Below are 22563 nucleotides of genomic sequence, written 5' to 3'. Positions count from 1 at the left end.
AATTAACTATTGTAAGCCATAAATGTTTAGATTACGCATATGATAACACATACTTAGTCAAGCGTATATGTTTTTAAATCAAATTTCTTCTGAATAAAATCCACAAGATACTCAGCTGTACCCTCAACGCCCAGAGAGCTGCTGTCTATCATTATAGTCTTGTGCTTAGGGTCTGATGGAAGAAATCCTGCATAGTGCATATGGTAATTATCTCTTGCCTCATCTACTGACCTTATCATCTTCTTGGCTTCTTCTTCGCTTAAATGCAGATCATTCACACAGTTCTTAACTCTCTGTTCATATGGAGCATAAATGTATATATGCACCGCATTTTCTTCATCAGAAAGGACAAAATCTGAACAACGTCCAACTATTATACAGCTTTCTCTCTCAACTAAGAATTTCATAATATTCTGCTGGGCTTCAAATATTCTGTCCTGCTCTGTGCTTGACTGTGTTCCAAGAGGATACATCATTCTCTTATATGAATTAGTTGATGTCTTCTTAACCTTTTCTTCAAGTTCATCTATCTGTGATACTGGAAGATTAAGCTTCTTAGCTGCCTGCTCCACTATATCCCTGTCATAATATTCAACTCCAAGCTTCTTACTCATAAGCTTGGCTATTGGACGTCCAAGGCTGCCAAACTGCCTTGCTATTGTAACAACATATTTCTTATCACTCATAACTGCCTCCATTCTGAAATTATTCTTATAATTCCTATATACATTTTATAAAACTAACACATTTTACATAACAAATCCTAATACAAGGAAACCAATTATACTTATTCCAGCTCCTATAAGTACATATGGAAGCTGTGATACCGCGTGGTCAAAGTTATCAATACCTGAACCCTGTGAAGCAAGAACTGTTGTGTCACAGTAGAAGCAGGCGTGATTACCAAATGCACAACCTGAAAGAATTGCTGCCATTATAAGTATTGCATTGGCTCCTACACTTGCACCAAGTGGAAGAAGAACTGGTGCAACAAGTGTACATACGCCCCACGCATTGGCTATCATAAATGCTAATATACCAGTAATGATAAATGCAAGCATTGGGAAAATCTTTGCTGATAATATTGGCTGTGTAATATCTATGAAGAACTCTGTCATCTGCATCTGGTTTGCAATTGTCTGGAATGTAAGTGCTGCTATAAGGAGAATTATAATAGGAAGCATATCTGCAAATCCTTTTACGAAATTATCCCAGTATTCTGTAAATGTCATCAGCTTTTCTGCAAGATATATAACAAGTGTTACTGCAAGACATATAATCTGTGCTACTACAAGGTTCCCTGTAACACAGGCTACAACTACAAGTACAAGCATTGGAACAAGGAAATTGAATATGTTGCCGTCCTGTTCGCCTTCGCCATCGTCCATATTGTACTTCTTACTTGCATCACTGTAAACCTTACCTGTTGTTGCAACTCTTTCATAAGCCTTCTTCATTCCGCCAAGCTTAGGAAATACACCTGCTGAGAAAAGAATTACAATAAGTAATGCAACTATTGGATATATACAAAATGGAATTGCTTTAATATAAGCTCCCATCCAGGTCTTTGCACCAAGTGCCTGAACACTCTCCTGTGCGAAGAAGATAGCTCCAAAATATGCTGCCCAAGATGAGAATGGGAACATAACACAGACTGGTGAACCTGTACTATCAAGAAGATATGCAAGTGCTTCTCTTGGTACTTTTACTTTATCATATACCTTCTTCATTGCTGTACCTATTGATAATACATTAAGATAATCATCAATAAATATAATTACACCTAATATAAATGTTGTGAATAAAGTCTTTCTTTCGCTGTTACATATCTTTGAAACAATCTTTGCAAATCCAAAATGTCCCTTAGAGGCTGTAAGAAGTGCTATTATACTTCCAAACAAACCACATACAAGTATTAAGTATGCTTCATCACTCATAACACCTTCAAGTGTATTAACCCATTCGGTTATAAAATCCTGCTTATATAAAAATATTGCTCCTATAATTGAACCGCCTATAAGAAATGGCTCACATTTCTTAGTAGCTATAGCACCTATGACAATACCGATTACAATTATTACTGCTATAAGACCGTAGCTCATAATCATTTCCTCCTGTTATATAAATATTTATTAATATCTGACGCGTCCAGCGGTACATTTTATATACCGCAAGATAAACAATGAATGTGCTTTAGTAATTTCTATTTCAGCCTTTACTGCCAGTTAGATTAACATTTTTACTAATACACAAAAAGGGGCTTCCGCTAATATTACCATTAGCAGAAGCCCCTTTGCTTCTTGTCTATGTTCAAGAATATATCACTAAGACATATATACTTCAACATTCTTTTATAAATATTTTATTGTTATGACTTCTAATAACAATCTTGTATTACTTCATTTGTTCTCACAGCACAAATGTCTATCTTACCTCAAGACATATCAAAGCATTCATAAACTCCAGACGTGTCATCGCATCATCAAAATTCCTGCCCGTAAGCTCAGTTATTCTCTGTATTCTGTACTTTACTGTATTACGATGCGTAAATAACTGTTCAGAAGCGTGAAGCAGGCTGTTATTGTTCCAAAGGTACGCTTTTAACGTCTGTAAAAGATTCGTATTATTCTCCTTATCATAGTCAATAATTATGCCTAATGTACTGTCAACAAAGTCCTGTATAAGCTTTTTATCTCCAAATTCAGAGAACAGGTTATATATTCCCATTTCTTCATACCAGAACACACTTCCATTAAGCTGTATCTTCTCCGAAAGGATTACACACCTTGAAGCCTCCGTAAAACTTTTCTGCAAATGTGATATTCCATTATATTCACGTCCAATTCCCATAACAAGCTTTATATCCGTATACCTGCCCTGCACATATTCAGATAATGCTTCGTAAGATTGATTAATAAGACCGTGTGTATCATCAGCATTTTCCAAACAATTAAAACAGCCAACTATGTTATTAGCATATCTTGATAAAATCAGACTTCCATTATTCTGTGCAAAACTGTCCCTCAGCTTATTCATAATGAAATCATAATCAAAATTCTCTATCTTATTATCTGAATGAATATTAATCATAAACATACGGTTATTACCATTGATGTCATAGCCAGCTTCTTCAAATTTAATAGAAAATGCTTCTATATTGATGTCCTTTCCAAATATAATTCCTGAAAGAATATCATCACTTAATACATCTGAGTCTTTATTATACGCAATAGCGTGTCCGATTTCTTCAAAAATGTCAACAAGAGGAATTTCACCTGATATGACAAATATCGGAAAATCGTTAAGATTGGAATAGGATATTATTGTACTGTCTATACTGGCAATGTACTTATCACCAACAAGAAGCAATGCACCTGCCATATCAAGCTTCTTAGCTTTCTTAATAACTGCTTGCAGGTCAAAATCCTTACTCTGTATAACAGGCGTGCTTATAATCAAAAGCTCCTGTCCCTTTACCCACTTCGCAAAATTCATATTCTCAGGCTTATATACCCACCTTATTCTATTAGACAAACCACTCTTTCCTGCTATTATTCTGGCTTTCGCCATTGAGGGGAGAGTGAGAAGATCTTTACATTGAAACATATTGCTGCTCCTATATTGTATGTTGTAATTATTATTTACATATTATTATAATTATTTATAGTGCCATAAGGAACTTTTAAGATGAGCACTTTTGTGCTCATTATATCATATGCCCTGCGTTGCTTTTTCACGCATCCGAAGTTTCGAAGAAACTTCTAAGTGACTACGAAGTAGTCATATTATATCATAATTCACTCTTTATCTACGCCATAAATTCACTCAAAGCCTCGAAAGCCACTGGTGCTTTCTTAAACAGATATTCACCATTACGGACACTTGCAACAACATCGGCTCTTTCGCATACTGCCTCGAATTCGCTCCTGGCATCGACAACAATAAAGTTAGCTGGCTTGCCTGCCTCAATTCCATATATGTCTGATATGTTCATAGTCTTAGCACCATTAACAGTTATAAGGTCAAGGCAGTTATCCATTTCCTCAAATGACATCATCTGGGCTATATGTATACCATTATCAAGCACATTCATAAGATTGCCATTGCCTGCCGGATACCAAGGATCCTGAATTGAATCCTGTGCAAAGCATACATTTATTCCATTTTCATATAATTCCTTAACTCTTGTAAGACCTCTTCTCTTAGGATATGTATCCTGTCTGCCCTGAAGATATATATTCTCTGTTGGGCAGGAAATGAAGTTAAGTCCTGCTTTCTTGAAATTCTTCATCATTCTGAATGCGTAACTGTTATCTACTGAACCTAATGAACAGGTATGGCTTGCTGTTGTCTTAGGTCCGATTCCTTCAACAATTGAAAGTGCAGTAAGAAGCTCCACAAACCTGCTCATTGGGTCATCACTCTCATCACAGTGTACATCAATAAGCTTGTCATACTTCACAGCTAATTCAACAACCTTATGAATTGATTTCTCACCAAATTCCCTGCAATACTCAAAATGTGGAATACCACCTACACAATCAGCACCCATTTTAAGTCCTTCTTCAACAAGCTTGTCGCCATCTTTGTAAGAATACATTCCTTCCTGTGGAAATGATACAATCTGGATTGTTACAATATCTTTTAATTCTTCCTTTAATTCAAGAAGTGCCTTTAAGGCTGTGAGGTTAGGGTCAGTTACATCAGCGTGTGTTCTTATGAACTGGACACCGTGTGACACCTCCATTTTAACTGCCTTTATTGCTCTTGCCTTTATCTCATCAATTGTTAAATCTGATTTAGTTTCACTCCACCTTTGAATTCCTTCAAATAATGTTCCTGTTCCGTTAGTTGCGCCCTGCTTTCTTGCTGTGAATACATAATCAAGATGAATATGTGGGTCAACATATGGTGGCAGTGTAAGCTTGCCTCCCAAATCCTCAATTTCACAATCACTATCTACATCTATATGTGGTGCAATTGCCTTAAATACTCCGTCCTCAACAAGTATTTCCTGTAATTCATTATATCCTTTTAACTTTGCGTTAATAAATTTCTTTCCAGCCATATTATACCTCTTTTCCTGCCTAAGATATTAACACTGAATTCAAATATCAAATGGCATTGATTAATATGGTCTGACTATAACAATCAATATAACAAACAACAAGCATTTGTTCCAAAGTAACAAGCATTTTATGCTGTTTTAACAACATTTTATAATTATATTTGTGCTGGGGATACATACCCATCATAACTTTTAATATAAATCCCTTAACAGCACAAAAAGAACACAAAAGGGATTTGGAAGGTGTATCCCAAATCCCTTTTATTTTAACTTTATTCTCTGTTATTATGATACATCTCTTTCTCCATATACATAAGCTTATCTGCCGCCTTTAATAATTCTTCTAAATCGTCAACATACTCTCTCCACAGAACTCCTATGGATATGCTTACTTGTTTATCCTGCATTATATTTTTCAAGGCTGTAATTCTTTCTTCATATTTATCACGCTCAATATTCTGCTCTATAATTACAAATTCATCCCCACCTATCCTGTAAGAATTATCCGGGAATACCATTTTGAATGTGTCTGCTGCTGTACATATGAGCTTATCACCATTAGAGTGTCCATAATTATCATTAATTGCTTTCAGACCATTAAGATCTATGTAAGCAACTCCGACATTTTTAAGTATCTGGTCTTTAGCCGCTTTAACAATGCTTATATATTTGTTACGATTGTACAAACCTGTAAGCATATCCCTGTAACTTAAATAACGCATCCTATCCTGCTGCACACGCTTTTCAAGACTATTAGTAACAAAGTATTGTATAGAACACAACAATGCCATATCCTCGTAATGATTAACCGGATTGTCCACTCCAAGAAATCCAATTATATTTCCATCTCTTTTTAATGGCACTGCAAGAAGTCTGTCTACATTCTGTTCATGCAACATATTGTATACAGGTTCTTCCTTTTGCTTGCTGACATCTGCTATATAATATGGCTTTTCCTCTTTAAAATTCTCCATCCATAAACTTACAATATTCATTGAAAGCTTTTGAAGCTTATCCTTCTTTGCTGTAATACTATCACCAACATACTCATAGGTGTTATCCATTGTATTATCATCGTAATTATTTTCAAAAATATAACATCTGTCCGCACCAAAATAATTATTAATAATTGCAAGAAGATTATGTATAGCTATGTTAATATCCGCTTCAGTTGTCAGTTCTGCTATACACTGGTTAAGCACCATAGATATTTCAAGTTCAGCCTCTGTCTTAATCTGCTTCTGTTCCAGATTGTTAAGTTTCCTGTCCTGTTCACCAATAACAGTTATATACATAACTATCATTGAATTACATACAGCTATATCAATCAACGAAATTTCATAAAAGTAGAACTGTATTATTGCCGCTACAATTGGAAGAATAATATATGAACCAAGTGAAGAAATTGTAATATTGCTTAATTTCTTTCTGTATTCTATCAAAAATGACATCTCTACCATCATTCCTGTTACAGGTATAAAAATAGATATTATAAAACCTTCACTTCTATGATATACATTCTGTGCATCATAATAGTAATACAAATCTGTAAACTGTGAAATAATAACCAGAGCTACTGCCACGGCACACAGTATATTTATAAATGTTGCTCTTTTTAAAGTTCTTTCTTCCTGTTCCGTAAAAATAAAACTGCACACATACCTGTGGAACAAATATAATATTATATTATTGTCAAGAAATACTATAAAATTACTTATCCTTACAATCCAATATCCAAATATCCCCGTCCAACCTCTGAATATACAGGCGGTTGCATCACTGAGCAACAGAACAACTGTTGCAAACTGCAAAAGTATCATCCACAGCCTCTTACGGCGGTCAAAATTCTTACTTAAAATCATTCCCACCCCTGCTATTAAGCAGAATACACAACCCCAGACCAACATAGCAATATTAACATATTGCACATCAAAATATGACCTATTATTTCCAATCGTAATGCTTAACAGCCTGTTAATGCTATACATAATATCTTCCACTTTGTCCACCTGATATACTTTAATTCATTAAATTACCCAATATGAAAAATATTATCACATTCTGGCGGCATTGTCATTATGAAATATTGTATTTAACAGTTTATTACACGTCCTGTTCTTGCCGTAACCCTGTGTGATATTGATATAACTGTTCTGTTTTCAGATACACCTTTAAGTGCTGTAAGAACATCTCTTTCTGTATTGGCATCAAGATTGGCTGTTATCTCATCAAGTAAAAGCAGCTCCGGGTTGGCAGCTGTAGCTCTTGCTATGGATAACAACTGCCATTGTCCCTGCGAGAATAATTCCTGCGTACACTGGGTATCGTATCCATTTTCAAAGTTCATAATTGTATCGTGAAGTCCTGTAAGCTTTGCCGCTTTGATAACAGCTTCGTCAGATATGGACTTGTCATAAAGTGTTATCTGGTCTTTAACTGTTCCAGGAACAATATGGAATGACTGCTCAACATAACCGAATATTTTTCTCTTTCTGTTATCTGGTATCGCGGCTGAATTCATATCATTTATAAGGATAGAACCTTTCTGTGGATTATACAGACCTAAAAGCAGCTTGAATATTGTACTCTTACCTGCACCTGTCCTTCCTGATAGTGTAACCTGCTCTCCTCTATTTACAACAAATGTCTTATCAGCTATTACAGTGTGGTCAGCCTCATATCCGAACGTTACATCATTGAACTGGACATAAGGTGTATCATTTTTACTATCAAATGTCTTTTCTGCCTGTAATTCTTCATTATTATCTAGTACTGGAAGTTCAAAGAATTCATTTATTCTTCTCACGCCCGCAATTGCTGACTGTATCGTCTGGATTTCCATTCCAAGACTTTCAACCGGTGAGAATATCTGTGATATATAGTTAATAACTGCTACTGCTGTACCTGCTGACATACCAAAAAGTGTAAGGACTTTGGCATTGCCTGAGGCTGAAAACAACATAACCACCGCCACTACAACTGCATTTAATATAAGAATAACCGGTGAATATACGGCATCGTAGAAGTTGGTCTTTTCCATAGCTTTGTAGCTGTCGCTTATATATTCATCGTATCTTTTCTCCATATACTTCTCCTTGCCGAGATTATGGATCGTACGGATATTGTGAAGTGTTTCAGGTACATGTCCTGAAGCACGGCTGACTGCTCGTCTATTTTTTAACTGGGCATCAAGCATATTCTTCTGTATATGTCTTGTAAACCAGAATAAAAATGGAAGAAGCACCATAAGCACTGTTGCAAGTCCTTTATTTCTGAACCAGATAACTGCAAGAATACTTATTATCTTACACGCATCTGCAAACATACTTACAATTCCCGATGTAAAAAGGTTCTCAACTGTATCAACATCACCTACAAACCTTGATACAACAGCACCTGACTCCTGCTTATTAAGTGAGTCAGTAGAAAGTCTTACAAAATGCTCCATAAGTCCACTTCTAAGTGCGTGTGTTATCTTCTGCCCAAATACTGTAAGAAGCCCTTCTCTTGTGGCTTCCATAAGACCTGTAATAACTGTAAATGCCATATAAAGAAATACAAGATATACAGGCATCTGACTTCCTGTTGTGAGTGTATCTACTATTTTTCCAAGTACAAGTGGTGGATAAAGAGCTGTTATAACCGCACCACATACTGAAATTATAATTCCAAGAGAAAGCCATTTTCTCTTTATTATAGTATGTAATATTATTGAAACTACGTTGTGTGAATTCTTGTTATTCATTTTCTTATTATCAACGTTATTAATATTATAATTATTGGCTTCTGTGCTGTTTACATTATTACTACTCAATATTATCCAACTCCTTTTTCTTATTTTCGTTGGTATTTTTATTTTGTAATGTACCTTTTTCTGTATGTTCAGCCACGTCTACCTCATCTGTGTGCTGACATTTTCATACAACTTCCTGTACTGCGGACACTGTAACATAATCTCTTCGTGTGTTCCAACTATTGCCTTTCCATTATCCATCCATATAACCTTATCCATCTTAGGGAACATATACAGACGATGTGTCATAATAATTACAATATTATTCTTTGCTATATCACAAAGGTTGTTATATATCTTTTTCTCAGTGCTTATATCCAGTGCTGAAAATGGATCATCAAGCACAAGTACCGACTTCTTATGACAAAGCGTTCTGGCAAGTGCTATTCTTTGTGCCTGTCCACCTGACAGTCTTACACCACCATTACCAATAAGTGTGTCAACTCCATTTTCCATCTGTGCAACTTCTTTATCGATACATACGTCCTTGAGGTATTCTGATACATTGCAATCATCACCAAGAAGCACGTTATTCTTAATAGAGTCATTAAAAAGCTCTGTGTCGTGTCCAAGATAACTTATTATTCCCGACCTTACATTATCAGCAACACTGCTTAATTCATTTCCATTATACTTAATACTTCCCTTATATGGACATTCGCAAAGGAAGGTCTTTCCAAATGTTGACTTACCGCAGGCAACCGGACCCGTAACGCCTATAATCTCCCCCGGCTCTGCAGTAAAGAAAATATCATTATATACAGTTTTTCCATCTGGATATGTAAAACTTAAGTTTTTTACTTCAAGCTTTCCTGATGTCTGATTTTTACAATCTGTATCTTTATCCTGAATAACCATAAGCGATTTAATACGTTTCCACGAAACCTGTGCCTTATGAACTGCATTAAACAGCTTTGCCGCCTTTGAAGACTTATCCGATAACTTTATAAAACAGGCAAGGAATGTCGTAAATGCCGCGATATCCCAGCTTTTCCACCCCGTTCCAAGTACATTTTTACTGCCGAAATATAATATAAATATTATACCTGTCATTGATATAATCCTGTATAAGGGTGTCATTGAAGAATTCCATATATTTGCCATGATAGCAGCTTTCTCATATGATGAAAGATTATCTTCGTATGCAATTCTTCTGTCCTCTTCCCTTCCGTATACCCTGTAAGTTATGGCATTAGAAGCTCTGTCTAGTGTGGCATTGCTTAATATTCCTGACTGTCTTTTATATTCTGCACCTGTTCTCTGTACGATAATCTTCATCTTTTCTGCAAGCAGATAAGATATCGGTAGAAATATCATTGCAATGAGTGCCAGCCTTACATCATATACAAGCAGCATTCCTGCATATGCAGCCAGTGCTACTCCTGTATCAAACACCTCTGTTGTGAACTTTCTCATGCCCTCAGCACAATCATCAACATCAAGGATTGCCTTTGTCATAATATCGCCCATACCTTCACTTTCAAGTTCTGTCTTGCTCTTTAACACAAGCGTCCCATACAATATCTTCTTCATTCTTCTGTTGACATTATTCGCAAATCTTCTCACATAGAAACGCTTTATATATCTTGATATCTGAACAACTGCAATAGATACAATATATGACACTACAAGTATAAACATATCCTTGTATACAGCATTTTGGCTTAATATATCTATAAGACATCCTGTCATCTTACCCTCAAACCAAGGGCCAAACAAAAGTCCAAAGTTATATATAAGACCTGAAACTGTTATTATAAGCAGTACCTTCCACTCTTCTTTAAAATATGATAGTATTCTGTCGGCTGCAAATTTCTTGTTTGCGGTCACATTTTTGTTATCTGAAAGATTTACTCCATTATTTCTTAATTTAAAATCCAATCTCATCTGGTGCCACAGGACATTTCCATGAGTAGATTTATCTGTTATCCCCTCATCAACAAATCCAAACTTGGAATAATATGGAACAAGGCTTTCTTTACAGGTTAATACAAGTCCTTTCCTGTTCTGTTCTCTGGCATCTAAGATGGCCTTCTTAATCAGCTCTTTCGCATATCCGCATCTGCGATATTCAGGACGAGTATTTACGCCAAAAATCATCTGCCATGCACCATTCTCATTATGCATTGATGCATTTTCATACATCTCATCTGTAAGATTGGCCTCATCCGTAACAAAACCATCTACAAACGCAATGAGTTTACCCTCATCAAACATAAGCCAGAAGTGATTTCCAAAATACTTTATTCTTTGCTCAAATTCTTCTTTAGTTGCTGCCTCTAAAACAGGAAAGCACTCGGATTCAACCGATACAATATCATCTAAATCAGACATTGTTGCATATCTTATATTCACAATCGTTCCTTCTTTACTATGATTTTTTCATTATAGCTTGCTGTAAGGTAGATAATGCTCATTATATGTGCATATCTAATACTTTCTACTCAATCACATACTCATACATTCTAAACTGCCTGTTTCCAACCACCTCATAAAATATGTTTTCAGTACTTACATATTTAAAGCCAGCTCTGATATATAACTTGTCAGCTAGTGTGTTCTTATCTATTACATCAAGATGAATGGCTTCAATGTTTTCTAACTTAGCATATGATATTAAGTTTTTTACAAATTGAGTAGCAAGACCCATACCGCGGTACTCATATCGCACTGCGAGAGCATGGATTATCCATACATTATTATCTCTTTCATTTACTTTCCACGCTACCTTTTTATACTCTTTATTAGAATTACTGTTAACTATGGCACACGCCTTAATTATTCCTTCATCTCTTAATACGAACAACTCTTTCTTAACAATACCAGCCATTAAAAAATCTGCTGAAGGATGTACACCCTTTTCCCAGTCAGGAAAAGAAGGTTCTTCTTTGCTTTTATCTATTAAATCCCAATAGAGATTTTCTATCTCATTAAAATCCTCCAGGCATGCTAATTCAAAATTCATATATCTGTCTCCTAATTTTTATTTAACTCCAGCTCTTCCAGACATCCGGCTGGTATCCAAGTGTTGATACTTTTCCACTAGTCTCTCAAAAGAGGCTTCAAAGTTTAAATCATCCTTATCACTTCTTTTTCTTGGACCTTTCATGTGGTTTTTACTGCTTGCCCGCCTTGCCTTCTTACTTATATGTCTTTCCATTAACATAAGATCAATATTTTCGTTTGTATACCATTTCCCGGACTGATGAATGGCATATGCACCCTTACTTAATGCCATGGCAGCAACACCATAATCCTGCGTAACTACTAAATCTCCTTTTTCACAAAGGCTTATTAACTTAAAATCAACCGCATCAGCTCCGGCACCCACATATACCACTTCTGAATAGTCTGATGTAAGATAATGATTAGTATCACACAAAAGCGTTACGGCAATATTATGACTCTTAGCTATTCTTTCAACTATCCCAATCACAGGGCATGCGTCAGCATCTACATATATATGCATACTCTTATCTCTTTCATTTACAATCAATTGTTATATACATTTAGGAACAGTCTCTATTTCATTCCCACAGATAACTTATACCAGCGTTTTATGTATGGATCATCAAAAAGCTCAAGGTCGTTTTCTATAAGTCTCACGAAAAGATCGGTAAGCCCGTCATACTCATTAATGTCTCCTGCAGGATACAGTTTCCAGTTTAGCTGCTCTAATGTCCAGTTACTCTTAACTGAATTGTGAAGCATAGACGTTGTCGCATAATTAGACGGATTATCCTCTCCTCCAATGGCAATAGGAATGATGTGGTCAATTGTTGGGACCAGTTCCCAGTAGGCACTGTGACATTCTTCCATCTTCCAATGGCTCTGATATGGAAATGCATCCGGCATGTAATATGATAACACCTTTAACAATCCCGGATTAACAAGCTTTTCCCCGGTATATCTGTCTATAAATCCGTCTCTTACAAACTGCTCATACTTTTCCTTATCTGTATAGCTTCTTCCCTCCGGTTTTAACTTCTTAAATGGATATTCCTTATTTATAAGATTCTTTGCCGATTCGATATTACCTGTGAGAATACTCTTAGCACTTTGTTTGATTGTTGTAATCTTATCCATAAAAACACACCTGCTTTCCTTTATCAGTTTTATAAACAGGAAGTTACCGAGTTATGCTTTCAATTATTTCTTTTGCAACACTATCAATGCTCATGTTAGACGTATCTATTATGCTTGCATCATAATAGTGATTACTTAAATACTGTGTTGCCTCTGGCATATAGGTTACTGCCAAATCGATGTCTCGATTTTCTTGGTTATTTATGCGTTGATGTAGGATTTCCGTCTTGGCCGTTAATATAAAATGGTGACTCTCAATATTTGCGAAGCCATCTATAAGTTTCTGATTGCAATAATCATTAATCAATGCAACTGGAATGACTAAACAGTTGCAACCTCCTTCTTGTATTATTTCTGTTATTTCATCAACGAGAGCATCAACCAAATATTTTTTAGCTTCTGGATATCTTCTCCCAAAACGATCAGAATCTGAAGTTGGCTTATATTTTTCTTGCAATGCATCGAATTCAAGCAGATGTGCCTGTGGTATTTTCTTAACAATCGCAGCAGCAACAGCAGACTTTCCAATTCCAAAAGTACCATCTATCCAAATGATCTTCATATTCTTCTCCTGTAAATTCCGATTTTCTTAATTCTACAAACTGGAAATTGTCGATTTCTTTACATCGATAAAGTTCAATTTATCTCTCGATTCATAATTTTCTCTTCAAGTAAATTACCCACATGCTGTGTTTCAAAAAACATTTCTTTATTTATAACAACAATTATAATTGCCGCAATAACAACAAAAATAGTTTGTATACATTTTGTTTCAGGAGTCATGTTTATCTTTTCCTGCATAATATTTATAAACAAATGAAAAATAATTGTTGCAAGCATACTTCTGTTATTCTTTACATATACCCATGTCTGAAGGAAATCAAGTGGTATCACGCTAAGAAGAAAGTTAATCACATACATGATTCCCATCTCTTTAAGTCCATACTGGTACGTTCCAGGTATCCAGAATAATGGCAAATGCCACAAAGACCAGATACATCCAAAGATGATAGACTCCTTAAACCAGCTGTTGTATGCACCAACAGCATCCTCTCCATAACCTCTCCAACCTAACTCCTCTATGCAGGATGCCAACAAAATTGTAAGAAATGCAGACGTACCACCTATAGAAAATGAAAAGTCTTCTGTAAATGATAACTGATTTATACTGCCGCCAAATAATACTGATGTACCGATTGAAGCCGTCACTATCACAGCAAATATCAGCACTGCAATTAATATATATTTAGGTTTTATTCTATAAAACCCAATCAGCTTCTTCTTAAAGTCATTAATGAGTGCTTTATTCTTAGATGTAAATACAGTTACTACGGCAACTACGGCAGGTGAAACCAAGCCAAGAAACATTCCAAGATAAAGCCCTGTCCCTTCATTAAGTAAAATTGCAAATAGCCACCAGAACCAAGTGCAGGCAAATGTAATCAAATAGAATCTGACCGGTCGATATATATACTTTTCCATGACTACACCTCAGCCTCTACAATCACAAGCTCACTCTTTATACCATTGAGCTCGATGTAATTGTCTGCTTCGGCATCTGAAAAGTCATCAACCTTTTTGCCCTGTCTCTCATAATAAATATGAGTTGCTATTCCCTTTTTTGTGCTTCTAAATCTATAATCTGCAGGAATTGTAAGTCTTGATGTTGCTGACAACTGATTAATCTCAATCGCACCCTCATGTGATAAAACACTGATCTGCATATCAAGATTTGAATCTATCTCAATTTCACTTTTATTTCCCTGAAGGGTAACTTCGCTAATTTTGCCATTTACCTCAATATGTTCATTTTCTATGTCAGTAATATTCAGTGTCCTTGCATTAACTGATAACTCGATTTTTCCAATATATTTTACTGGAATAAAAATAGTAATGACCAAACTCTCCTTTGCATCTGCTTCACTGGCTTCATTAAATCTGTTAAGATCAATATCGATTCGGTTTTTTATATCATCAATCTTAACTTTATAATCTGCCAGAAGATTCTTATAGACATTTGAAAACATTGCGACTTCAATTTTTTCTCCATGATATGCCTTTAAATCTACAGCATATGCTCCACCAAGCTTGATATCAAAATTCTTCTTACCATCAATATCGTATTCAGTACGACTTTCATAGATGTAATTAGACTGCTTTTTCTCTGATTTCTCATTCGAAAGTAATTCATCTACTGATATCTGGAAGAGATCTGCTATTGCCATCAGATTTGCAATATCCGGTGTTCCGGTTCCATTTTCCCACTTTGTAATGGCTTGTCTTGATACACCGATTTTCTCAGCCATCTTCTCCTGTGAAAGTCCAGCCTGTTTTCTGTAATGTTTAATTTTTTCTTCTAAAGTCATTTTTCTACCTCCGTTTTCGGTTTGTTTTACTTCCTTCACAGATTAGTAAATTAACCTTTACCAAACAAGAAACATTAGCTGTCATTTCACTATTTTTCTGCTACTTTCCGTAGCAACGCCCTAAAATAAAGGTTTTTACAACGAAAACTAAATTTATCCAATCGCCAAATTCCGATTGAGATTTCACCTGTTTTAAGAGATTTAATAACTGTTATATTTTGTTATTAAATTTTCCGCAAACCCTTGAAAACACTGAATTTGTCGCAGGTGAGCTTTCCCTTATTGTTTCCCTTATGTTATATCGTTCCACCAGTGTTTACAAACTCTGATAAGGGCAAATACAAGGGCAAGAAAAATCTATAAAACAGTATAACACAAAATAAAAGTGACATGGTGAGCTGATTGAAATGCTTCTGATTTTTGTAACGAATGACTGATTGAATAATAAGGAGATTCTATACGATGAGAACAATATTTGCAGAATACAATCCACACAGAAACAGCATTGATATTTATACTTCTGCTGGTTATATGCTCCGCATTGACTGTTGGGAAGCCGAAAAGGATTTAAAAACCACACCCGGATCAGACTGTGCATTGAACGCACTTGCCATTGATAAACCACTTGAATATGCAAAATTATATCTTGATGGAACAATGCAGATATGGGTAGATGCAGAAGATTCATTAGAACTATGGTGATTTTTTCAACAGCACTAAGATTACTTTTTCCCAATCTCATTTATTGAGAATCGTCTTTTTACCGTGCATATATATTCAATATCTTTTTATCTATTATAATAAAATCAAGGGCTGGCCTAATGCCAGCCCTACAAAAATGAAAATTCACATAGAAAATAAATTTACAATTTTTCCGATATAAACCTGTTATCAACAAATACAAACATAATTTATATTATCGTATCTATTGATATGATATGTATTTCAAAGAGTTACCAGAAGTTTTTGAAAACTTTTCCCTTGTGATATTATCTAAAGCTCCTAATTTTATACTTTTCCCATGATTGAGCAGCTTATTTGACCGTATCTCTAGCACCAAAGATGTTGTATTCTATACTGATACATCAATAGAATTACGAACTAACCTATTACCATTTTTGACAAGAGTAGATTCCACTGATTCTCTTTTGACATTATCAAGAATGCTTGTATCAAACTTTTGTCCCGGTTTCCAATTTGGATTAGCTGATTTCACTGCTGCATACATAGCGGCTCTATACTGTCCTTCGTATTGCTCTAAAGTCCATGTGCCACTTAGCCGTTTGTCTTTGTTTACACTTAACTGATAATCTTTGAAAATATCTGAACGCTTCGTTGTATCACCATTTGAAAGACCATTTTCCTGAATAAATTCCTTCTTCACATTATCAAACATCTTTTGACGATATTCCTCAGATACACTCGTGAGTTGCTGCCACGACGTACCCTTGCCGGTAACATCCATTCCTGCCACCCCATTTGCATTTAGCAAATCACCATCCGAATCAAATTGCTTCATCAGATTCTTAATAATGGTATCTCTTCCACCGAATGTTTCATATATAATTCTTTCTTCTGGTGACATCATGGCTTCATTTTGCATAATACCAGATAACCAGCCTTTTTCTTTCAAAGCCTTATATTGTTTGCTATTTGTATTGATGCCATTATAGGTATTGCCTAATCCGCTGATATTCATTGCCATATAAAAACCTCCTTGTAAATAAATTCAAAATCCGTTTAGAATTAACTCAATGTTATATGGCATATATCGTCATAAATCTCCAAGAAATAAAGGAACCCACTTTATTAAGTATTTTTGTTTTTAGCATATTTCTAAAGCACAGAATACCATTGTCTGTTCATACGATCAGCTTCATACTGGTATGTAATCAGCTGGTTCATGTCCTTTAAACCGCTCTTTCCATATAAAATGCTTAAAGTCATATCTGGCACATTGTTCCATCCTCTGGTCGATATCGTTGAAACCAGGTCATGTATCCAATTCTTCATTTGCTGATTAAACTCTTTCGGAACTTTTCCGGAACTTTCAACTGCACTATCCACTAAGTCTAATATATTCTCTCCCGACTCCGTATAATATGTCCCATTTTTTTCCTCAAGTTTGTCTAATCCATATCCTGTATAACTATAAACCTGATGATATGCTTCGTATTTCATCTTTGATTCCTCTGTTACTTGAGAACTCTCACAGCCATCTTGTGTTGAGCAATAATAGATATGCTTATAGAGATTTTTCCCATTATTACCTACATTTAAAGCATTCTGCATCAACACCTTTGTTTCTTCATCCACGCCATCTACCGTTATCTCGTAACTGTATGGATCGACAGTAAAAGTACAATCTTTCGTAATAGAAGATGTATCGACACCAGCCTGCTTTAAAATATTTGAAATCTGCGAATTTACCAATGCTCTTTCAAATTGGATTTTATCCGAATCTACACTGTCGCCGTCCACTTCAATTCCCCTGAACAAAGAATCCTGATAATTTACACCATTTATTTTTCCTGTCCGGCACATCTGCATCTCATAATTATATGCAATCCTACGTTCTGTATCAGTCAGATTCGTCTCGTAATACTCTGAACTCTTATCAAAATACTTGGAATGAATATAATTTTCAGGGTTAGAATGTGTTTTTGCTTCTGCAACAAGCTTAGAATACTTTTCCGTTAATGCTGCCCTAAATGCTTTACCTGTACTCATATATTCACTTGTTTTCGCATTAATCTGTGTTCCTGCATTCTCGATGAGCTCTTGATTCGTTTTTTTTGCTGAAGCTATATAGGACTTTAAGTCAATGCTACTATCAATACTTGTATTATGTGTCCTTCCACTTGTACTTTTTGTCAATTTTTCCTTTCCCGATGCACTTATCGTTAAAGTATCTCTTGTGCCTCTACAACCAGTGTTTTGACTGCTTGCCGCTTTTTGCTGTTGACCAAACAAAACATTAAGCAACGACTGATTAGCATTAATTCGGCTGTTAAAAAATATATTCATAATATCACCAACCTTCTTATTATATATCGTAGTATCCTAATCTTTCACTATCTTAAATAATCACCGAATCTGTCATTGATTCCTGTTTCATACGAATACCATCGTGTAAATACAGACATATTTCTCAGGAAATTTTTGACTTTAGAATTGTCTTTAGTATCCGAATAATAATCTTCCATTAAATCCCATACATTACGGATTTCGCCTTCCGAGCCGGTGCGTAATGTCTGAAATGGGACGTTTAAATCGTAATTGCTCTTTCCGATTGTTATTTTCAGATTACCATTAAATTTATTTTCCTCTGTAAAAGACGTTACCTGTTCCTTTAAAAACATCTTAAAATTCTCAGGCGGTATCGTTGATTCCTTTGCCAGACTGCTCCTTCCGACCTGATTTCTGAAATCCGAATTCCATATACTGTTAAAATCAAAACCACCGTCTAACGTAAGGCTAGAATTTGCTTCGATTTCATCACAGTCAATCCCGTCCAATTCCCATTTTTCCGTCATCTTCCGGACAGATTCTCTCAATGCCGCATTGGTGTCATTGCATTGATAGTAATAATCCGAATTATAATAAGTCCAATCACTGTGACCATCAGAATAGTATTTTTCATTCCATGCTTTGCCTTCCTGATAGTTCGCCTGACCTGCCGCCCTTGCATTTTCTTTCGCAAAAACCTCATACATCTCACTTACAATCTGTGTATTATCTGCTTCATTGGTTCCGTATGTCTGATGCTGCCCCGTCCGGTAAGTACGCATGGAAGTACAGCATTTCTCAAAATAAGAATCAAGATCCTCTCTGCTCACCTTTCCAGCATAAAAATCCTGCATATAATCCGAAATCTCTTTCTGCATTGCATAGCCAAAAGAATCTCCGAATGTGCTTTTCGGCATGCCTGTCACTACATTAAATTTTTGATAGCAGTCACATACATATACCAGTGGTTCTGTCATTTTCTCAAAGGTGTCTTTCCGGGTTTGAAGTTCTTTTTCCAACTCCTTTACTTTTTCTTTGTATTCATCATATTTACTTGTATCATTTACAATATTATTTACATTGTTTGAAGCAAGAGTTCCAATGTGAAGGGTACTATCACTCATATGTTATCTCCTAAATAATTTTATATATGTCTCATCGTTGTCATTTTCCGTTTCTGTTCCAGTCAATTATAACTTTTCCAATCTTTCCAGAAATGCAACATAGAATTCTCTCTCTTTCATACAAGCCCTCTGAACTTCTATGCTTTTCGGAACATATTCCAGTGGATGGTCTAAATTATATAAAGCCTGTTTCGTTGCCTGAATTGCAGATTCTGTTGTGTTGCCCAAAATGTCGATGTTATCCACATCGCCCTCTCCCTTCATCTGCTTATTCAGCCTTTGTACCATCATCTGTGATATATGGCTCAACATTCCATTTTTCTTTATTCCCATACCATTCGCATTTACTTCCTTCGCTGCTTCCATCCATGCACCTTTTACATCCTGCGGAACATTCGGACCAATCATATCAAATGCTTTTTCGTTAAAATCCGTATCTTCCATATATGGATTTATACTCTCATTTTCCTGTTCAGCACGTTCTGTACTAAATTGAGGAATATCATTCTGTCTGCGTCTGTTTTCATATGGCACACCATTCATAGAATAGTTGGAACTAATCTGCATATATCAATACTCCTTTTTATTTGAATTGCATTATTATCATTAGGCTTTCGCTTCAAAAACTGGTCTTTTCTCCAGATAATCCGGTAGTTCTTTTAATTCAGAATTCATACCATTCTTTACGGCATTATATTCCTTCCAGTAAATGGAATAGAATTCATCTTTTTTTGTAAGTTCTGCCGGAGTCATTTCATACCCCCAGCCGGCACCAGTATTTAACAATACATTCACACCCTGACTCTGAATTTGAACACCATAACCACCTGATGTTAAAATAGTGAAATTTAATGTTCCGCCTCCTGCCAGTACAATCTGCTTATCTGCAAGATTCTGATTCTTTCCTTCTGCCTGTTCCAAAAAATCCAGTAAGGTTAATTCTCCTATACCTTTACATTTTTGATTGGTATTTTGATTTTTCATTGCACTTTTTGCCTGCTGGTACAACTGCTTTCTATCCGGTGCAACCTCTGACAAATATTCTGCCCTTAACTGCAATACCTGCCTTGAAATAGCGTCTTGTTCTGTCTTATCAGGAGCATTGGCAGCCTTTTGTGCCAGTTTCTTAATCTCACTCACAAATTCAGTCTGCGTTTTCGTACTTTTTCCTTTCGACGGAATATAAGACCAGTTTGGTTCTCCATTACTACCAGAAGTAATTAACTGTTCCCTTCCAACTGTTCCTATATTTGAAAAAGAGATTCCCATAAATCCACCCCACGGTTCATAAATAAATCTATCTATAACTTTATATCTACTGACTTTCTGCCACTCTACTCTCTGGTGATGCCATCCTATGCACCAATTAGATATTTTTCTTTTATCAAATCCTCTTATGCCTTAATATCAAAACTTGATCTATCAGGTGCAGAAATACTCACAGATTCTGCTACAAGGCTCTGTGTCATACTTTTTACATCATTACCAGTTATGGATAAGGTATAATCACCCGTTTCTTTTCTTTCTGCCGATTTTTCTGCACGTTGCTTTGCAGCTTTTTCTTCCTCTGCTTTTTTAGCAGCTCTTTTTTCTTTTACCTTTTCCTCTTTTTCTCTGTTCTCTTTTACTTTTCGTTCAGCATTCTCTTTCGCTATTTTCCCATCTGGATCATTTGTACCAGATATTGCCACCGAAATATTTCCGTTTTCATCAACCTTATAACTCAGATTTGTCAAAGTGCCCAAACATCCATTAACCGCACTTTTGGCACAATCTGGAATGGCTGCTAAGTTTTCCTCCAGATACTTTGCTTTTTCCGGATCATTCATACACTTCTGTAAAAATGCACTTGAAACGGATACTGTTGTCGGAACCCCTTGCATTGAAGTCGTTCCCGTATTCACATAATGGTATTTTTCCTGCAAGTATTTTGAATAATCATTTACATTACTATACCCTGTCTTAATCTGCTCTGTTTTTGTCACACCGGGACGTGATGTTTTTAATTCAACTGTACTTGTTGTCACGTTGCCGTCTTTTGTATTTGTACTATCCTTTTCACTATCTGTTTTTTTTACAGTATTCTTATAATTTGAAGCATAATACGATGTGTAACTGCTGTTATTGATACCCGTAATTGCCATAATCCTACCTCCCTGTTATTGAAACTTAAAATAATTTCTATTATATTGAACGACTTGGATATTTAATTTCCGTTGATGTAAATTCATCTTCTGCCGAAACATTGATATGCCCACTGCTGTCAATAGCATACTCTTTACCATAAACGGAAAACGTATCTCCTTCTTTATATCCGATTTCTATCCAGTTTATATCATTTAACTGTTTTATCTTTGCGTCAACATTTATGGTCTTTCCTGATTCCTGCAATAAATAAGTGTGTTTTCCTGCTCCCGCATCTATAGAAAAGAATCCCGGAGAAATCCCGACTTTCTCACAGACGGACAATACCTCCTCATTGCTGTAGAGATACCCCCACACACTCTTTCCCTGTGCCAGATCAGACAGGATATTGCCTGCCTTACACATTTCCCACTTATAATTTGTTCCTTTTTGATTTGTATTCTCTGCAAGCAACGATTCCGAGGCTGCCCAGCCTATTCTTCCATTATTGACCGTCCATGTATATTTACCGCCACTTGATGTTGTCCATGCATAATAACTTTTATTACTTAGTACCAGAGAATTATTCGCAGCACAAATGCCTGACATGGTGCTTGTATTCATTTTCGGTACTGCATAATTAGGTACTACCTGTCTGCTCCCATTAAGGTCAAAGGAAATAACCCCGTACTCCTTAAAATCAGAATTATATCCACAGGAAACATTCTTCCCAAAATTGATTGCATCCAAAATAGCACTTGAATTATTATAGTTTGCAAAATAATAAGCTAATTCACTGTTAGAAATATTCGCATTTTTATCTATCAGTGCAGCTATGGATTGCTTTGAAAAGCCTCGTGCAGCATCAGAAATACTTAAACTGTCCTGTTTTTTATTATTTCCTGCTCCAAGCAACATCTGTATTGCTTTTTGGTGTATTCCTGCCTCTGCCTGCTTTGAATATGTCAATAGCTGGTTTACTGTGTTTACATC

At 35.8% G+C, this 22563-nt stretch carries 21 protein-coding genes; 1 reads left to right on the top strand and 20 read right to left on the bottom strand.

Annotation, left to right across the window (positions count from 1 at the left end; genetic code table 11):
- Positions 1 to 53: 53 nt before the first annotated feature.
- The 13 genes from C7390_RS02950 to C7390_RS02890 all read right to left on the bottom strand — a co-directional run bounded on the left by C7390_RS02950 (position 54) and on the right by C7390_RS02890 (position 15313).
- Positions 54 to 686, bottom strand: coding sequence for a cytidylate kinase-like family protein (locus C7390_RS02950; protein WP_055306349.1), 633 nt, complete (start codon positions 684 to 686; stop codon positions 54 to 56).
- Positions 687 to 749: 63 nt separating this feature from the next.
- Entirely contained in the window at positions 750 to 2102 is a 1353-nt protein-coding gene (locus C7390_RS02945; RefSeq protein WP_318295541.1) for a Na+/H+ antiporter NhaC family protein, read from the bottom strand.
- A gap of 322 nt (positions 2103 to 2424) precedes the next feature.
- Positions 2425 to 3606, bottom strand: a complete 1182-nt coding sequence (locus C7390_RS02940) for a PucR family transcriptional regulator (RefSeq protein ID WP_022502757.1) — start codon at positions 3604 to 3606, stop codon at positions 2425 to 2427.
- Between the two features lie 202 nt (positions 3607 to 3808).
- On the bottom strand, positions 3809 to 5068 hold the full coding sequence (codA, locus tag C7390_RS02935) for a cytosine deaminase (RefSeq protein ID WP_022502758.1): 1260 nt from the start codon (positions 5066 to 5068) through the stop codon (positions 3809 to 3811).
- A 272-nt stretch (positions 5069 to 5340) separates the two neighbouring features.
- Positions 5341 to 7068, bottom strand: a complete 1728-nt coding sequence (locus tag C7390_RS02930; protein ID WP_116443580.1) for a sensor domain-containing diguanylate cyclase — start codon at positions 7066 to 7068, stop codon at positions 5341 to 5343.
- Between the two features lie 92 nt (positions 7069 to 7160).
- A complete protein-coding gene (locus C7390_RS02925; protein WP_318295540.1) occupies positions 7161 to 8882 on the bottom strand; it encodes an ABC transporter ATP-binding protein in 1722 nt (573 codons plus the stop codon).
- A gap of 78 nt (positions 8883 to 8960) precedes the next feature.
- On the bottom strand, positions 8961 to 11216 hold the full coding sequence (locus C7390_RS02920) for a GNAT family N-acetyltransferase (RefSeq protein ID WP_318295539.1): 2256 nt from the start codon (positions 11214 to 11216) through the stop codon (positions 8961 to 8963).
- 85 nt (positions 11217 to 11301) lie between these two features.
- Positions 11302 to 11826, bottom strand: coding sequence for a GNAT family N-acetyltransferase (locus C7390_RS02915; RefSeq protein ID WP_055175119.1), 525 nt, complete (start codon positions 11824 to 11826; stop codon positions 11302 to 11304).
- Positions 11827 to 11844: 18 nt separating this feature from the next.
- Positions 11845 to 12330 (bottom strand): YaiI/YqxD family protein, encoded by a 486-nt coding sequence (locus tag C7390_RS02910; RefSeq protein ID WP_090139701.1) that lies wholly within the window; start codon positions 12328 to 12330, stop codon positions 11845 to 11847.
- Positions 12331 to 12383: 53 nt separating this feature from the next.
- The gene (locus C7390_RS13560; protein ID WP_318255735.1) at positions 12384 to 12947 is read right to left on the bottom strand and encodes an HNH endonuclease; all 564 of its coding nucleotides are present in this window, start codon (positions 12945 to 12947) and stop codon (positions 12384 to 12386) included.
- Positions 12948 to 12990: 43 nt separating this feature from the next.
- Positions 12991 to 13509 (bottom strand): DEAD/DEAH box helicase family protein, encoded by a 519-nt coding sequence (locus tag C7390_RS02900; protein ID WP_055175129.1) that lies wholly within the window; start codon positions 13507 to 13509, stop codon positions 12991 to 12993.
- A 74-nt stretch (positions 13510 to 13583) separates the two neighbouring features.
- Complete coding sequence (locus tag C7390_RS02895; protein WP_055175133.1) at positions 13584 to 14429, bottom strand: CPBP family intramembrane glutamic endopeptidase; 846 nt, start codon at positions 14427 to 14429, stop codon at positions 13584 to 13586.
- 2 nt (positions 14430 to 14431) lie between these two features.
- Entirely contained in the window at positions 14432 to 15313 is an 882-nt protein-coding gene (locus C7390_RS02890; protein ID WP_055175136.1) for a helix-turn-helix domain-containing protein, read from the bottom strand.
- Between the two features lie 462 nt (positions 15314 to 15775).
- On the opposite strand from C7390_RS02890, the gene C7390_RS02885 reads away from it, so the two are divergent.
- Complete coding sequence (locus tag C7390_RS02885) at positions 15776 to 16015, top strand: DUF6061 family protein (protein WP_007890424.1); 240 nt, start codon at positions 15776 to 15778, stop codon at positions 16013 to 16015.
- A 370-nt stretch (positions 16016 to 16385) separates the two neighbouring features.
- Here the strand turns inward: C7390_RS02885 and C7390_RS02880 are convergent, their stop codons facing one another.
- The 7 genes from C7390_RS02880 to C7390_RS02850 form a co-directional block, all read right to left on the bottom strand.
- Positions 16386 to 17018 (bottom strand): DUF3879 family protein, encoded by a 633-nt coding sequence (locus tag C7390_RS02880; protein WP_318295538.1) that lies wholly within the window; start codon positions 17016 to 17018, stop codon positions 16386 to 16388.
- Between the two features lie 131 nt (positions 17019 to 17149).
- A complete protein-coding gene (locus C7390_RS02875) occupies positions 17150 to 18340 on the bottom strand; it encodes a DUF4885 family protein (RefSeq protein ID WP_055307263.1) in 1191 nt (396 codons plus the stop codon).
- A gap of 47 nt (positions 18341 to 18387) precedes the next feature.
- Positions 18388 to 19446, bottom strand: a complete 1059-nt coding sequence (locus tag C7390_RS02870; protein WP_116443579.1) for a hypothetical protein — start codon at positions 19444 to 19446, stop codon at positions 18388 to 18390.
- A 66-nt stretch (positions 19447 to 19512) separates the two neighbouring features.
- On the bottom strand, positions 19513 to 20013 hold the full coding sequence (locus C7390_RS02865; protein ID WP_055307264.1) for a hypothetical protein: 501 nt from the start codon (positions 20011 to 20013) through the stop codon (positions 19513 to 19515).
- Between the two features lie 39 nt (positions 20014 to 20052).
- Positions 20053 to 20715, bottom strand: a complete 663-nt coding sequence (locus C7390_RS02860) for a hypothetical protein (protein ID WP_116443578.1) — start codon at positions 20713 to 20715, stop codon at positions 20053 to 20055.
- Positions 20716 to 20840: 125 nt separating this feature from the next.
- Positions 20841 to 21590 (bottom strand): DUF6033 family protein, encoded by a 750-nt coding sequence (locus tag C7390_RS02855; RefSeq protein WP_116443577.1) that lies wholly within the window; start codon positions 21588 to 21590, stop codon positions 20841 to 20843.
- 40 nt (positions 21591 to 21630) lie between these two features.
- Positions 21631 to 22488: a hypothetical protein gene (locus C7390_RS02850; protein ID WP_318295537.1), complete on the bottom strand. Its 858-nt coding sequence runs from the start codon at positions 22486 to 22488 to the stop codon at positions 21631 to 21633.
- Positions 22489 to 22563 lie beyond the last annotated feature (75 nt).

The organism is Bacteroides galacturonicus (assembly GCF_003096855.1).
Lineage (GTDB): Bacteria > Bacillota > Clostridia > Lachnospirales > Lachnospiraceae > Lachnospira > Lachnospira rogosae.
This window is presented reverse-complemented; position numbering and strand designations above follow the sequence as displayed.